This is a genomic window from Gordonia polyisoprenivorans NBRC 16320 = JCM 10675 (assembly GCF_000241325.1).
Taxonomy (GTDB): Bacteria; Actinomycetota; Actinomycetes; order Mycobacteriales; family Mycobacteriaceae; genus Gordonia; species Gordonia polyisoprenivorans.
The window spans coordinates 39,052-53,232 of sequence record NZ_BAEI01000084.1 but is presented as its reverse complement, the minus strand read 5'-3'; the positions used below and the strand labels follow the sequence as shown (position 1 = coordinate 53,232).

The window sequence follows — 14,181 nt, the reverse complement described above, 5'->3', positions numbered from 1 at the left end:
GTGCGGAACAGAGTGAGGCTCTGCGCGGGTGGTCCGAGGAGCGGCGTGAGTGCGGTGTTCGACGGCTCCGTGCCGGGTCGGAAGCATGGGGGCGATCCCGCCCCCGGGCGCGCCGCGCGCGCCCACCAGGTATGGGGGGTATACCCCGGGGTCGGTGGCGACCACGAAGCACAACAACCGTCGTGCGCCCATCAGCCGATCCGACGGTGTCAGCCGGATGGCGCCGGAGCGGGATCGTCGGTCAACTCAACGTCGCCGAGTAGCTGAATCGGCGACTGCGCGTGAGGGCGAACTCGAAGATCCCGCTGCCCTGCTGCCCATTCCAGTCGAACCGGCACAGCCGATCGGTCAGTGCGGAGTCGACGGTGCTGGGATTCACGGTGCCGTCCAACGGATACCGGTCGGATTCGACGTGATCGCGGCCGAGTTGCTTTCCGTGATGCCCGCCGTAGCCGGCACCGGCCATGTAGCCGCCCCGTGCTCGGGCATCGGCGTCGACGGTGAAGACCTGACCGGACTCGGTGGTCACCTCGACCACGCCCTCGACGAGGTCGCGGTTGTCGTCGAAGGTGAGACGATGACGAACGTCGGTGACGTCATCGACCAGGCCGTTCTCGTGCATCACCGCTCCCTCGAGGAGCAGCCGCTGATGATCCCGGGTTTCGACGAGCAGGAATCCAATGGACAGATCCGGGAACTGCGCCTGGTACCAGATGTGGAGACCTTGGCCGCCGGACATCGTGCGCACTCCCCGCGAACGGTCGCGTTGTCCGTACCAACCGTCGACGGCGTGAGTCGTGCCGTCGATGGTCAGGGTGCCCTCGTAGCGACCGGACTGGAAGAGATGCTCGAAGGAGGTCGACTCGCCACCGGCATTGTCGACCGCAACTGTGCCGAACCACGCAGGTGTGCGGGCGCGCCAGGTGAGATCGAAGGCGACCCCGATGGGGTTGTCCGCCAACGTCAGCCGCCAGACCCGGTTCGGCTCGACAACGGCGAAACGGAACGGCCCCCCACCGTCGCCGTCGGTGTCGGAGAGTTCGGTGGAGAATCGGAGGTTGCGCTGATCGGTCTCGTCGGACACGACGACGAATCCGTCGACGGTGTTCTTGGTCGGGTACATCCCGAACCCCATGAGTATCGACGGCACGGTCGCCGATTCGGGGTGCAGGTTGAACACGAAGCGGTCGAAGAACTTGTCCGGCAGGTCGGTTCGTGTCGGGTCCACGAGCGGGTCGTGAAACTCGCGCTGCGTCATGGTGTTCGACTGTTCGGCCATGAGATCTCCTTCTGGTGCGGTCATGTGCGTCGGCTGTCGGAAGCACCGGCGTGCAGACCGGTGGTCCCGCTCAAACCTGCTGCGCGGCGTGCGTCGGCGAGAAATGCCGTCACCAGTGACGGGTCGGCGTAGTACGGGTCGCCGATGCCGTTGAGCACTCGGCGACGGCTGTACTCGTAGAGCACGGCCAGTTTCCACAGCGCGAGGGTCGTGTACCACGCGAGGGTGCTCAGGTCGCGTCCGCTGCGATCCGCGTAGCGCTCCAGGAGCTCGGCGCGGGTGGGAAATCCGGCTTCGAGCATCGCTGTGCCCAGGGCTGCGGTCGGATTCGGGTCGTGCCCGGGCTCGGGGATGGTCGCGGCGAGGTATCCGACGTCGAGCAGCGGGTCGCCGAGGGTGCACAGTTCCCAGTCGAGCACGGCCGCGACGCGGCCCGGTGGGTCCGGCTCGAGTACCACGTTGCCGATCCGGAAGTCACAGTGCACCAGGGTCGCACCGGATTCGGGCGGCGTGTGAGCCAGGAGCCAGTCGTCGATGTCGGCGAACTCGGCCGGCGCATTTCCCTCGGCGTCGGCGACCAGTCGCCGCATCCGTGAGACGTGGCGTGCGTTGAATCCCTCAGGTCGCCCCAGGTCGCCCAAACCGATTGCGTGCCAATCAACATCGTGGAGCGCTGCCAGGGTGTCGGCCATCGCCAAACCGATCTCCCGCCGTGTCTGCGTGGTGCTCAGCGAGTGCGGTGTCTCGGTGGTCACCACCGGGCCTTTCGCGAAGGTCATCACATAAAGGGGCACATCGATGACCTCCCCCTCGCCGGCGGTGGCCAACACCCGCGGTACCGGGACGTCGGTGGTGCTCAGGGCCGACATGATCCGCGCCTCGCGCAACATGTCGTTGGCGCCCGGCGGAATCGGAGGCGGTGGCGGACGCCGGACGACGACGGTGTCGGTACCGTCGGTCACCAGATACGTGAGGTTCGAGTGGCCGTCACCGATCCGCCGAGTGCTGATCGGGCCGGACATCAGCCCTCGCTCGGCCAGGAATGCTTGCAGTTGCGCGAGCTCCTGGCGGCTCCAGTCCCAGTCGGTCACTGCTCAGTTCCCGTGGAAGACCGGTGCGCGCTTCTCTTTGAAGGCGGCAAGGGCTTCGGGCATGTCGGCGGTGCGGGTGAGCAGTGCTTGGCCACGGTTCTCCAATTCCAGAGCGGCCTCATACGAACCGATTTCGGCGTTGCGCTGAATGGCGCGTTTGGACATGCGTACCCCACCCGGCGAGTTCTGCGCGATCTGGCGTGCCATCGCCAAAGCCTCGTCCAGCAAATCCTCGGACGGAACGACGGCGTTGACCAAACCGATGCGCAGGGCTTCCTCTGCCTCGACGACCCGTGCGGTGAAACCGATATCGGCCGCGCGGGCCGGGCCGACCAGCCTGGTCAGGTTGAACGACGTGCCGAGTTCACCGCAGGAGAGTCCAACCTTCACGAACGCGGCGCTCATCTTGACGGTCGGAGCGGCGAGCCGGATATCGGCAGCGAGGGCGAGCGAGAATCCGCCACCCGTCGCCGGCCCGTGAATCGCCGCGATCACCGGGAACGGTAGATGTCGGATGGATTGGATTCCGCCGGTGGCGGTTTCCTGGAACTTGAGGAACTCCCGCACCCCCATGTCGGCGATGACATGGATCTCGTCGAGATCGAAACCCGGGCAGAAGGCCCGGCTCCCGGCTCCGGTGACGATCAATGCCCGCAATCCGCTGTCGCGCAGCGCCCGGCCCGCCGCGAGGAACTCCGAGAACATCTCCACCGTTTGCGAGTTCATCCGCTCGGGGCGATTGATGCGGAGTATGCCGATGCCGGGCTCGGCCTCCTCGAACGTCAGGGTTTCGAGGTCGGGGAATGGAATGGACATCCGGTGACACCTTGCCTTGTGAGATGGTCGAGAACGATCGGTGGTCTACTCACTTGCCCTCGAACACGGGGCGACGTTTCTCCTTGAATGCGTTGAGCGCCTCGACCATGTCGGGACTGCGCGTGAGCAACGCCTGTCCACGATTCTCCAATTCGATTGCGGTGGCATAGGACCCGACCTCCAGGTTGGCCTGCAACGCACGCTTGGACAGCTGTACGCCACCGGGCGAATTGGCAACGATCTGCTCGGCGAGACCGAGTGCATCGGCGATCAGGTCGTCGGGGTCGCTGATCGAATTGATCAGTCCGAGTTCCGCGGCTTCCTCGGCGCCGACGATCCGCCCCGTGAAACAGATCTCGCTGGTCTTGGCCGGTCCGATGAGCCGGGTCAGCAACCAGGATGTGCCGAGGTCTCCTGCCGACAGTCCGATGCGAACGAACGCCGCATTGAATTTCGCAGCGGGACTGCCGATTCGGATGTCTGCGGCCAGTGCCAGGGAGAAGCCACCACCGGCCGCCGGGCCGTTGATCGCGCCGATCACCGGTACGCGCAGCGACCTGATTGCCGCGAGCGCCCGGGCTGCGCGCTCCTGCTGGTCGAGCATGCCCAACGCTCCCAGGTTCGGCAGATCGTCGGCGTCGGCGAGGTCGTAGCCGGAACAGAAGGCCTTACCTGCACCGGTGAGGATGACGACGCGGAGGTCGTCCTCACCGTCGAGACCCCATGCGAGTCGTTCCATCTCGACGAACATGGTGTTGGTCATCGCGTTGTAGCGGTCTGGACGGTTCAGCGTCACCTGCACGACGCCCGGTGTGACCTCCTCGGCGAGGAGGGTGTCAAAGTTCTCATCCAAGGTCTTCATGGCACTCCTTGCGGCGGTATGTGGTGGTGTGCGGACTCAGGAGGTGCGGCTTGGCCGGCGTGTCCGTACTCAGCGGAACCGGGGTTTGCGCTTGTCGACGAACGCCGCAATCCCCTCGGCCGCCTCGCCGTCGGTGAACAGCTTCCCGATCTCGTCGACCTCGACGCGCGCGCCCTCCGACAGCGGAAGATCGAATGCCGCGTCCACGGTCCGGACCACGGCCACCTGCGCGGGCAACGACGGGCCGACGAGCTGATCGGCCAACGACAGCGCCTCGGCGACCGCATCGCCGTCGGTGAGACGGTCCACCAATCCGATCCGATACGCCTCGTCGGCGGGTACCTGACGCGCAGTGAGCATGATGTCGAGCGCGCGACCGCGCCCGACGAGGCGCGGGAGTCGTTGTGTGCCTCCGGCACCGGGAATCAGACCGAGCTTGACCTCGGGTAGTCCGAATGCGCCGCGCGGACCCGCGACTCGCAGAGTGCAGGCCATGGCGAGTTCCAGTCCGCCACCGAGAGCGACGCCGTCGACCGCGGCGATCGACAGCAACTCCGACGCGGCGAGACGGTCGTTGATCTCACGCATCTTGTCGCCGTAGGCGGTGAAGCTCGCCGCGTCGATGGACGAGAGGTGTTTGATGTCGGCGCCGGCGGCGAAGAATCCGGGAATGGCCGAGGTGATCACCATGACCTTGACATCCCCGGCTTTCTCGGCCGCGTCCATGGCCAGGTGCAGACCGTCCAATAGCGGGATACCCAGTGCGTTGGCCGGCGGTCGCTCGAGCGTCACCGCGGTGACACCTGGCGACGCCGTCTTCCAGGTGACCACGTCCTGAGCTTGATCCGCCATGTCCATCCTCACATTTCGCCCGCACCGGACACCGGGTTCGTCGGCCACTCCGACGTCTCGACGCTATCGGCAGACCTATCTTTAGTCAACCATTATTTTGGTACGACCAAAATACCTAAGCTTGACGTCAGGGCGAGTTGAAGTCGCCCGCGCTGGCAGAGGACTGGTAAATTGGGTCCGACCATATGCACAGAAAGCAGGTACCCATGCCCGAGCCGAGCGCGGTCGCACGCCACCCGGTTCAGCTGCAGCCGATGCAGGTGCCCAAGGCCTCCGATGTTCTCGCCAACGACCTGCGGGAACGTATTCTCCGCGGTGAATTCCCGTCCGGCACTGCTCTCCCCCCGGAACGAGAACTCGTCACCCAGACCAAGATGAGTCGCACCACCGTCCGCGAGGCGTTGCGCATTCTCGAAGTCCAGGGATTGGTGGCGATCAGGACCGGGCGGTCCGGCGGCGCGTTCGTTCAGCAACCGGGCGGCGACTCGGTGGCCACCTCGGTCAATCTGCTGATCCGCGGACAACAGCTGCGTCTGACCGACCTCCTCGAAACCCGCGAGGCGATCGAACCGGCGTGTGCCGGACTCGCCGCCAAGTACCGCAACGACGAGGACATCGCAGCGCTCGAAGCGGCCAACGCCGTCATCGGCGATCTCGACAATCCGCTCGAGAAGTTCTTGCAGGCCAACGTCGATTGGCACATCGGGGTGGCCGTCGCCAGTCACAACGAGCTTCTGACCGGCTTCATGACTGCGCTGTCCAATGCGATCTACAGCTCGACCGAGAACAAGGCGTTCGTCGACGACGAGGTCCGCAAGGTCACCTTCAAGGCACACAAGACCATCACCGACGCCATCCGCGCGGGAGATTCGGCCGCGGCCACCCGGCGCATGACCAAGCATGTGCACGGTTATGCCGAGGCGGTCGTGCAGGTCGAGGAGCGCACGGAGATCGAGATCCGCGACTGAGTGCGCACCGCCATGACGGGGCCGGGCAACACAACCCGCGACCGGACGCCGATGTGCTCAGGCCTTCACCGGAGCCGACAGGTGCGTGCGCAGGCCGTCGAGGATGTGACTGTTGACAACTCTCGTCTCCACATCCGACAGCCCCCAGGGGGGCGCGATGAGGTCAAGATGATCGAAGCCCTCGCCGATGCCGGCGATCGCCTCGGCGAAATCCCCGGGAGCACAGGCAATGGTGATGGTGTCGATGATGTCGTCGGTGACGGCATTGATCACGCCCTCGCTGTCGCGGTTGCGTGCGGCGTCGCGGATACGCTCCTGTTCCGCGGTCCAGCCGTGCAGCGCGAACAGTTTGTCGTACACGCGTGAGGCCGCGTACTGACCGATCGCGTAGGCGGCCTGGCGACGGGCCCTGTCGACGTCGTCGTCGATGGCGCACATGCGGATTCCCATGATGGTCACCTCGGACGGGTCACGCTCGGCAAGCTGCGCGCCCGTGGCGATCTCCTCGGCGACCGGCCCGCGCACATACTCCGTCGTGTACATGGGATGCCCGACCAGTCCATCGGCGTATCGGCCGGCGGTCCGCAGCATCAGCTTGTTCACGCCCGCCACCCAGATCGGGATTTCCGCCCGAACCGGTTCGGGCACATCGGAGGTGGGTGCGACATGCACCTGGTAGAAGCGTCCGTCGTGATGTACCGGCCCCTCGTGCAGGCGCCAGAGTTTCTTGAGCACCACCAGCAACTCGGCCATCCGCTCCGCGGGTGCCTCACCGGTGACCCCGTGCCAGGCTTCCATCATCTTGGGGGTGCCGTTGCCGAGTCCGAGAATGACGCGACCGCCGGACAATTCGTCGAGATCACGGGCCTCGGCGGCCCACATCAGCGGACTCCGTCCAACTCCGTAGGCGATGTTGGAGCCGATCGCGATCGTCTCGGTTCCGGCAGCCAGCATCGCCATCGGGACGGTGGCCGACCGGCTGTAGAGTTCGCTCGTCCACACCGCCGCACAACCGATCTCCTCGGCGACCCTGGCGAACTCGACCATCGAGTCGAATCGCTCCCGTCCGGTTCCGATGCCGAACGCGTTGACTCCGAAGGTGGTCATGTCGATGGTCCTCTCACGTGTCGTCAGGATCGGCGCGGGAATCGGCCGAAGTCCGGAGTTCGCTTGGCCTTGAACGCCTCTCGGCCCTCTTGTGCCTCGTCGGTCGAGTAGAACAGCAGATTGGTGTCATGTGCCAATTGCTGGATTCCGGCGAGTCCGTCCTCGGCGGCGTGGAAACTCGCCTTCATCAGACGTAACGCCATCGGCGAGAGCTGGAGCATCTCTCGGCACCATTGAACCGTCTCGGTTTCCAGATCGGCCAGCGGCACCACCGTGTTCACCAGCCCCATGTCCAGCGCCTGCAGCGCGGTGTACTGGCGACACAGGAACCAGATCTCCTTCGCCTTGCGGGTGCCGACGAGGTCGGCCAGCAGTCCGGCGCCGAAGCCGCCGTCGAACGACCCGACCCGCGGACCGACCTGACCGAGGCGTGCGTTGTCGGCGGCGATGGTCAGGTCGCAGACGATCTGCAACACGTGTCCGCCGCCGATCGCATACCCGGCAACCATGGCCACCACGGGTTTCGGTAGTCGCCGGATCTGTACCTGGAGATCGGTGACGTGGAAACGCCCGACGGCCGAGGGGTTCTCCGGGTCGGTGAGATAGCCGGTGTCGCCGCGCACCCGTTGGTCACCGCCGGAACAGAACGCCTTGTCGCCTTCCCCGGTCAGCACGATGACACCGATACCCGGATCCTCGCGCGCGTGGGTGAGCGCGTCGGAGATCTCGATGAGGGTTTGTGGCCGAAAGGCGTTGTGTACCTCGGGCCGGCAGATGGTGATCTTGGCGATGCCGTCGTCGGTGCGGGAGTAGTCGACGTCGTCGTAGCGACGGACCGTCGACCAGTGCACCTGTGTGTCGCCCACCCTCAGGCCATCGTGAGGCCGCCGCTGACCGACAGCGTCTGGCCGGTGATGTAGCCGGTCTCGTCGGAGGCGAAGAAGGCGACCGCCGCTCCGATATCGGATGGCTGCCCCAGTCGCTTCATCGGCACCGATCGGGTCATGCCGCCGAGCACCTTGTCCGCGTCCTGGCCGGAATTGTTGGCGAACTTCCGCAGGGCCGGGGTGTCGGTGGGTCCGGGACAGACGGTGTTGACGGTGACGCCCTTGGTGGCGACCTCACGCGCAAGCGTCTTGGTGAAAGCGATGATGCCGCCCTTGGCACCGGAGTACACGGCCTCCAGCGACGAACCGACACGCCCTGCATCGGAACCGATGTTGATCACCCGACCGAAACCGCGCTCGATCATGCCCGGGACAACGGTGTGGTTGACGCGCAGCGCGCCCTTGAAGTTGATGTCGAGGATCTTGTTCCAGAAGTCCTCGTCGGTATCGAGGAACTTCATGAAATCGTCCCAGCCGGCGTTGTTGACCGCGACCTCCACCGGACCGAGATCCGCGGTGATCTTCTCCACGGCAGCTTTCACCGACGCGGTGTCGGTGACGTCGATGGAGACCGCGATGGCCTCTCCCCCGGCGGCGACGATCTCCTTGGCGGTCTGCTGGGCGGCGTCGAGGTTGAGGTCGGCGATCGCGACCCGGAAGCCGGCCTCGCCGAGCCTGCGCGAGATGCCTTCGCCGATGCCTTGTGCGCCGCCGGTGACGAGCGCTACGCGGTTGGTCATGGTGATCCTTTCGTGGGGTGATCGGAGTTGTTGCGGATGAGAGCAATTCAGGCGGCGAACACCGCTTTGGAGAGTTCGTCGCGGAATTCGGGCGCTGCGATCTCGATGAGTCGCCTGCGGCGTTCGGCCAGGGGCTGACCACGCAGATGGGCGATGCCGTGTTCGGTGACGACGCAGTCGACATCGGCCCGCGCCGTGGTCACCACACCCTCATCGAGGGCGAACTTGATGGACGAGCGTCCACGCATGGTGGAGCGCAACGCGACGATCGACCGTTTTCCGGTCAGCGCGGCCGCGCGGGCGAAGTCGACCTGCCCGCCGACGGCACCGAGGTAGGTGCCCCGGCTCATCTCCGCGCCGACCTGGCCGGTGAGGTCGACCTCGATCGCGAAGTTCACGGCGACCAACGACGACAACTGCGAAAGGACCTGCGGGGCATGGGTGTAGCTGGTCGGACGGAACAGCATCGGCAGGTCGGCCACCCGCGCGTACAGTTCGGCCGACCCGAGAGCCGTACCGGCGACCGCGAGTCCGACGTCGACCTGCTTGCGGGCACCGGTGATCACACCTTTGTCGATCAGACGCATCACACCGTCGGTGAGCATGCCCGAATGCACCCCGAGATCACGGTGTCCCGACAGCGCGTCGAACACCGCCGCGCCGGTGGAGCCGATACCCACCTGGACGGTGTCGCCGTCGTCGACGAGGGTCGCCACATTGGCCGCGATCGCACGATCGAGGTCACCGGGGGCGCGCACGCTCTCCTCCTGCAACGGCCGATCGGTCTCGAGGGTTGCGGCGAAGCGGGTCAGCGGGATTCGCGGTGAGCCGGGCAGCGGCGGCATCTGCGCATTGATCTCGGCGAACAACAGCGAGGTGTGTTCGGCGGCGTCGGCCATGTAGTCGACCCCGATGCCGAGCGAACACATACCGTCGACGTCGGGAGGTGAGACCTGCAGCAGGCCCGCATCACACGGGAGCCGGTGTTCGGCGAACATCCGCGGCAGCGCCGAATAGTGGCACGGGACGACGTCGAGTTGGTCGGTGGCCCCGAGTTCCCGCAGCGAGCCGAGCCCACCGTAGGACACCATCGTGTCGGTCGGTGACATCTGGTGCGCGAGTTGGTCGTTCCAGCTCAGACCGGTGAACAGGCGCAGCGGGCCGAGTTTCGGGGCCTGCGCCAGGAGTTCGTCGACGAGCGGGCGTGGTTCGGCCGCGGCCTGTGACCACCACACACCCATTCCCGGACGCAACACGCCACCGAAATCGACCATCAGTCGACCCGCTCGATCAGCGTTCCCGTACCGAGACCGCCACCGCAGCACATCGTCACCAGCCCAAGGTGGGTGTCGCGACGTTCCATCTCCGAGAGCAGGGTGGCGATCAGCCGAGAGCCGGTCGCGCCCACCGCATGTCCGAGCGCGATCGCACCGCCGTTGACGTTGACCCGGTCCTCGTCCGGCTTGAGTTCACGCTGCCACGCCAGCACCACCGACGAGAAGGCCTCGTTGACCTCGAACAGGTCGATGTCGCTGACGGTCAGGTTGTTTCGGCTCAAGATCTTGTGCGTGGCCGGGATGGGGCCGGTGAGCATGATGATCGGGTCGACGCCGACGGTGGTCTGATCGGCGATCCGGGCGCGGATGCGCAGGCCGTACTTGTCGGCTGCCTCACGCGTGCACAGCAGGACCGCGGCGGCACTGTCACAGATCGGGCTCGACGTTCCGGCGGTGACCCGACCGTTCTCCTCGCGGAACACGGTCTTGAGCTTGGCGAGACTCTCCAGCGATGTACCCGGGCGCACGGTTTGGTCGCCGATCCGGATCTCGCCGTCGAGTTCCATCTTCACCATCTCGTCGACGAAGCGACCCGCCTCGATGGCATCGGTCGCCAAAGCGTGTGAACGCACGGCGAACTCGTCCATCTCGGTGCGCGAGATATCCCATCGTTCGGCGATGAGTTCGGCGCTCTCACCCTGGGTGACGAAGTCGTAGCGTGCGCGCAGTTCGGCGGGCCACGGCTCCCCGTAGAGTTCGCTGATCTTGGCCGGGGAGTTCATCGGCACATGGCCCATGTGCTCGACGCCACCGGCGATGACGACGTCGTGTACGCCGGAAGCCACCAGCGCGGCAGCGAAATTCACCGAGGTCTGAGCCGAACCGCACCTGCGGTCCAGGGTGGTGGCCGGCACCTCGGCGGGATAGCCGGCCTGCAGCCATGCGTTGCGGCCGATGTTGCGGGACTGTTCGCCGAACGGTGCGGTACAGCCGATCACCAGATCCTCCACGACTGCCGGGTCAAGACCCGAACGCGCGATGAGGTCGGTGTAGCACGCGGCGAGCATCGCGTTGGGGTGGGTTGTGCGGAACCATCCCTTCTCCGGGTGTGACTTTCCGATCGGGGTACGTACAGCCTCGGCGATGACCACCTCGTGGCCGTTGTTGACGAATGGTCCGGATACGGTGGCCATCTCAGATCACCGTCCCGCCGTCGACCGGGAGGATCTGCCCGGTGATGTAGCCGGCGGCGTCGGAGGCGAGGAAGACGAATGTGGGCGCAATCTCGTCCGGATATGCCCAGCGCCCCAACGGGATACGAGCCAGGGTCTTGGCTGCGAGTTTCTCGTTGTTGCGAATGTTCTCGGTCATCGCGGTGGCAGCCAGCGGCGCGACCGCGTTGACCGTCACCGACTGCCTGGCAAGCTCTCGCGCCAGCGACTTGGTGAGACCGACGATCGCGGCCTTGGCTGCGCCGTAATTGGCCTGTCCGATGGTTCCGGTGAGTCCGGCAGCCGAGGTCACGTTGATGATGCGGCCGGTGCCGTCCTCGGGGAGGGCGTCGAGCGCGGCGTGGCTGCAGTGATAGCTACCCATCAGGTGGGTGTCGAGAACTTTGCGGAAGCGATCCTCGTCCATCTTGGGGAACATCGCCGGCGCGATGACGCCCGCATTGTTCACCAGGATGTTGAGGGTGCCGTTGCCCAGGGCGGCCGCCGCAGCGACCGCATCCCGTGCGTTGTCGCCGTCACACACGTCCAACGCGAAAGGCTCTGCGGTACCGCCTGCCTCGGTGATACGCGCGGCGACCGTCGCCGCGGCGTCCTTGTTGATGTCGGTGACCAGCACCGCCGCACCGGAAGCGGCGAAGGCTTCGGCGACGGCGGCACCCACGCCGCCGCCGGCGCCGGTGACCAGTGCGGTGCGTCCGTCGAGCCGGAACACGTCAGGCCCCTTGGGGCCGTGGGTCTGCTTGCTGGTGTTCTCGCTCATCAGTAGCTCCTGGGCATTCCGAGCACGTGCGATCCCAGATAGTTGAGGATCATTTCCTGGCTGATCGGCGCGATCCGGGTCAGACGTGCCTCCCGGAAGTAGCGCGAGACGTTGTACTCCTCGGAGTAGCCCATGCCGCCGTGGGTTTGCAACGCGCGGTCGGCGGCATCGAAGCCGGCGTCGGCGCAGAGGTACTTGGCGGTGTTGGCCTCACGGCCACAAGGCTTTCCGTTGTCGTAGAGCCACGTCGCCTTGCGCAGCATCAGCTCGGCGGCGTCGAGGCGGGCGAGCGAGTCGGCGAGCGGGAACTGGATTCCCTGGTTCTTGCCGATGGGCCGGCCGAAAACCTCGCGGTCGTTGCCGTAACGGACACCCGCGCGCAGTGCCGCCCGGCCTACGCCCAGGGCTTCAGCCGCCACGAGACAGCGTTCGGGGTTGAGTCCGTCGAGGATGTAGGTGAATCCCTTGCCCTCTTCGCCAACCCGATCGGCGACCGGGATCTCGAGGTTGTCGATGAACAATTCGTTGGAGGTCACCGCATTGCGTCCCATCTTCTTGATGGGTCGGATGTCGACCTTGGAGCGGTCGAGGTCCGTGAGGAACAGAGTCATACCGTCGGTCTTGCGTGGCGACTCGTCGAATTTCTGGGTGCGGGTCAGCAGCAGGATCTTCTCGGACTCGACGGCCTTGGAGATCCACACCTTGCGGCCGTTGACGATGTACTTGTCGCCGTCGCGCTTGGCGAAGGTGGTGATCCTGGTGGTGTCGAGGCCCGCACCGGGTTCGGTGACGCCGAAGCACACGTGGAGATCGCCGTTGACGATGCGCGGCAGCGTCCGCTGCTTGAGCTCATCACTGCCGTGCACGATCACCGGGTGCATACCGAAGATCGACAAGTGCATCGAACTCGCACCGTTCATCCCCGCGCCTGAGGCCGCAACCTGTTCGAGCAGGATGGATGCCTCGGTGATGCCGTAGCCGTGACCACCGTATTCCTCCGGCGTGGTGATCCCGAGCCAGCCACCTTCGGCGAAGGCATCGTAGAACTCCCGCGGGAATTCATGCTTCTCGTCTTTCTCCTGCCAGTACTGGTCGTCGAACTTGGACGCCAGCTCTGCGACCGCGTCACGGATCGTGACCTGGTCCTCGGTCAGTTCGAAATCCACGTCGGCCCTCCTTCGCACTTGTTCGTGTAACTATACATATGGACTGACCAAATAACCTAACGCCGGGTCACGACTCGGACGGTGCGGTATCGAGGACCGCAGCAGCAATGCGTTCATTCCATGTCGCCGGCGTCCCGAACAGAACGCGATCGAGCTTCGCGCGCTTGTAGAACAGATGCAGATCGTGCTCCCAGGTGTAGCCGATCGCGCCGTGCACGGTCAGTGCAGAATCGGCCAGGTCGGCCACGGGCGCGGTGACCTGTGCCTTCGCGACGGCCGCGATCGTGTCGGCGTCGGCGAGTTCGGCATCGGCGGCGGCAGCCGCATAGAGAGCGATCGAGTATGCGGACTCGACGGTCACCAGCATCTGCGCCGCCGCATGTTTGACCGCTTGGAACGACCCGATGAACTGCCCGAATTGCTTGCGCTGCTTGCTGTATTCGACGGCGAGCTCGAGCATCCGCTCGGCACTGCCGAGTGCGTCGGCGGCGATGAGCACTGCAGCGCGTCGACCGACCTGCTGCAGTGACGATCCGTCTGAGGAGACCGCCGATACCGGCGCCGCATCGAAGTCGACGGTCGCCGCCGAGCGAGAACGATCCAACAGGTGCTCGGCATGGGTGGTCGCCCCATCAGCGGGTACGCGGGCGATGGCCAAGCCCTCGGGCCTTTGCACCGGCACGAGGAACACGTCGGCGTCCGAGGCTGCGAGAACGTGCGAGACCGATCCGGTCACCGTCGATCCGTCCGCCGACAGGCGCAGCGTCCTGCCCCCGTCACCGGGCGCCCGGTCGGCGCGCACCGCGACGACGAAGAGCTTCTCCCCCGCGACCTGTGCGGCGAGCTCCTCGACCGAGAGCAACGGCGCGCTGAGCGCCGCGGCCAGCCATCGCGAGTCGGGCACCGCGGCACGGCCGAATTCGCGAGCGGCAAGCGCCAGTTCGAGGATTCCGCCACCCTGACCGTCGACGTCTTCGGCATAACCCACGCCCCACCAGCCCTCGCCGACGAGTGCCTCGGCGAATCCGGCGGTGTCGCCGGCATCGACGAGTTCGCGGACGGTGTCGGTGGGGAACTTCGCAGCAAGCCATTCCCGCAATGACGAGGCGAACAGTTCCTGCTCGTCGGACAATTCCCAATGCAT

14 protein-coding genes are annotated in these 14,181 nt (G+C 65.8%); 1 reads left to right on the top strand and 13 read right to left on the bottom strand.

Annotated elements, in window-relative coordinates; genetic code table 11:
• Positions 1-241: 241 nt before the first annotated feature.
• The 5 genes from GOPIP_RS22815 to GOPIP_RS22795 form a co-directional block, all read right to left on the bottom strand.
• On the bottom strand, positions 242-1,279 hold the full coding sequence (locus tag GOPIP_RS22815) for an Rv3169 family protein (RefSeq protein WP_006372191.1): 1,038 nt from the start codon (positions 1,277-1,279) through the stop codon (positions 242-244).
• Positions 1,280-1,299: 20 nt separating this feature from the next.
• A complete protein-coding gene (locus tag GOPIP_RS22810; RefSeq protein ID WP_006372190.1) occupies positions 1,300-2,370 on the bottom strand; it encodes a phosphotransferase family protein in 1,071 nt (356 codons plus the stop codon).
• 3 nt (positions 2,371-2,373) lie between these two features.
• Positions 2,374-3,186 carry an enoyl-CoA hydratase/isomerase family protein gene (locus GOPIP_RS22805; protein ID WP_006372189.1) on the bottom strand — a complete coding sequence of 271 codons (813 nt, stop codon included), beginning with the start codon at positions 3,184-3,186 and terminating at the stop codon, positions 2,374-2,376.
• A 49-nt stretch (positions 3,187-3,235) separates the two neighbouring features.
• Positions 3,236-4,048 (bottom strand): enoyl-CoA hydratase/isomerase family protein, encoded by an 813-nt coding sequence (locus GOPIP_RS22800; protein ID WP_006372188.1) that lies wholly within the window; start codon positions 4,046-4,048, stop codon positions 3,236-3,238.
• A 69-nt stretch (positions 4,049-4,117) separates the two neighbouring features.
• Entirely contained in the window at positions 4,118-4,900 is a 783-nt protein-coding gene (locus GOPIP_RS22795; protein WP_006372187.1) for an enoyl-CoA hydratase/isomerase family protein, read from the bottom strand.
• 206 nt (positions 4,901-5,106) lie between these two features.
• Between GOPIP_RS22795 and GOPIP_RS22790 the strand changes: the two genes are divergently transcribed.
• Positions 5,107-5,868, top strand: coding sequence for a FadR/GntR family transcriptional regulator (locus tag GOPIP_RS22790; protein ID WP_006372186.1), 762 nt, complete (start codon positions 5,107-5,109; stop codon positions 5,866-5,868).
• A 57-nt stretch (positions 5,869-5,925) separates the two neighbouring features.
• Here the strand turns inward: GOPIP_RS22790 and GOPIP_RS22785 are convergent, their stop codons facing one another.
• The 8 genes from GOPIP_RS22785 to GOPIP_RS22750 all read right to left on the bottom strand — a co-directional run bounded on the left by GOPIP_RS22785 (position 5,926) and on the right by GOPIP_RS22750 (position 14,181).
• Positions 5,926-6,975, bottom strand: a complete 1,050-nt coding sequence (locus tag GOPIP_RS22785; RefSeq protein WP_006372185.1) for an LLM class flavin-dependent oxidoreductase — start codon at positions 6,973-6,975, stop codon at positions 5,926-5,928.
• Positions 6,976-6,998: 23 nt separating this feature from the next.
• The gene (gene menB, locus GOPIP_RS22780) at positions 6,999-7,841 is read right to left on the bottom strand and encodes a 1,4-dihydroxy-2-naphthoyl-CoA synthase (RefSeq protein WP_006372184.1); all 843 of its coding nucleotides are present in this window, start codon (positions 7,839-7,841) and stop codon (positions 6,999-7,001) included.
• Positions 7,842-7,843: 2 nt separating this feature from the next.
• A complete protein-coding gene (locus GOPIP_RS22775; RefSeq protein WP_006372181.1) occupies positions 7,844-8,602 on the bottom strand; it encodes an SDR family NAD(P)-dependent oxidoreductase in 759 nt (252 codons plus the stop codon).
• A gap of 47 nt (positions 8,603-8,649) precedes the next feature.
• Entirely contained in the window at positions 8,650-9,876 is a 1,227-nt protein-coding gene (locus GOPIP_RS22770; RefSeq protein WP_006372179.1) for an acetyl-CoA hydrolase/transferase family protein, read from the bottom strand.
• Positions 9,876-11,072: a thiolase family protein gene (locus GOPIP_RS22765; protein WP_006372178.1), complete on the bottom strand. Its 1,197-nt coding sequence runs from the start codon at positions 11,070-11,072 to the stop codon at positions 9,876-9,878. The genes GOPIP_RS22770 and GOPIP_RS22765 overlap by 1 nt, the downstream gene beginning before the upstream one ends.
• A gap of 1 nt (position 11,073) precedes the next feature.
• The gene (locus GOPIP_RS22760) at positions 11,074-11,871 is read right to left on the bottom strand and encodes an SDR family NAD(P)-dependent oxidoreductase (protein WP_006372176.1); all 798 of its coding nucleotides are present in this window, start codon (positions 11,869-11,871) and stop codon (positions 11,074-11,076) included.
• On the bottom strand, positions 11,871-13,037 hold the full coding sequence (locus tag GOPIP_RS22755; protein WP_006372175.1) for an acyl-CoA dehydrogenase family protein: 1,167 nt from the start codon (positions 13,035-13,037) through the stop codon (positions 11,871-11,873). The genes GOPIP_RS22760 and GOPIP_RS22755 overlap by 1 nt, the downstream gene beginning before the upstream one ends.
• Positions 13,038-13,104: 67 nt before the next feature.
• On the bottom strand, positions 13,105-14,181 hold the full coding sequence (locus GOPIP_RS22750) for an acyl-CoA dehydrogenase family protein (protein WP_006372174.1): 1,077 nt from the start codon (positions 14,179-14,181) through the stop codon (positions 13,105-13,107).

What these genes read in the sequence shown, in the direction of transcription:
- GOPIP_RS22790 (WP_006372186.1), top strand. Translation starts at nt 5,107, where the DNA reads ATGCCCGAGCCGAGCGCGGTCGCACGCCACCCGGTTCAGCTGCAGCCG.
- GOPIP_RS22805 (WP_006372189.1), bottom strand. Translation starts at nt 3,186, where the DNA reads ATGTCCATTCCATTCCCCGACCTCGAAACCCTGACGTTCGAGGAGGCC.
- GOPIP_RS22795 (WP_006372187.1), bottom strand. Translation starts at nt 4,900, where the DNA reads ATGGCGGATCAAGCTCAGGACGTGGTCACCTGGAAGACGGCGTCGCCA.
- GOPIP_RS22770 (WP_006372179.1), bottom strand. Translation starts at nt 9,876, where the DNA reads ATGGTCGATTTCGGTGGCGTGTTGCGTCCGGGAATGGGTGTGTGGTGG.
- GOPIP_RS22765 (WP_006372178.1), bottom strand. Translation starts at nt 11,072, where the DNA reads ATGGCCACCGTATCCGGACCATTCGTCAACAACGGCCACGAGGTGGTC.
- GOPIP_RS22785 (WP_006372185.1), bottom strand. Translation starts at nt 6,975, where the DNA reads ATGACCACCTTCGGAGTCAACGCGTTCGGCATCGGAACCGGACGGGAG.
- GOPIP_RS22815 (WP_006372191.1), bottom strand. Translation starts at nt 1,279, where the DNA reads ATGGCCGAACAGTCGAACACCATGACGCAGCGCGAGTTTCACGACCCG.
- GOPIP_RS22775 (WP_006372181.1), bottom strand. Translation starts at nt 8,602, where the DNA reads ATGACCAACCGCGTAGCGCTCGTCACCGGCGGCGCACAAGGCATCGGC.
- GOPIP_RS22750 (WP_006372174.1), bottom strand. Translation starts at nt 14,181, where the DNA reads ATGCATTGGGAATTGTCCGACGAGCAGGAACTGTTCGCCTCGTCATTG.
- GOPIP_RS22800 (WP_006372188.1), bottom strand. Translation starts at nt 4,048, where the DNA reads ATGAAGACCTTGGATGAGAACTTTGACACCCTCCTCGCCGAGGAGGTC.
- GOPIP_RS22760 (WP_006372176.1), bottom strand. Translation starts at nt 11,871, where the DNA reads ATGAGCGAGAACACCAGCAAGCAGACCCACGGCCCCAAGGGGCCTGAC.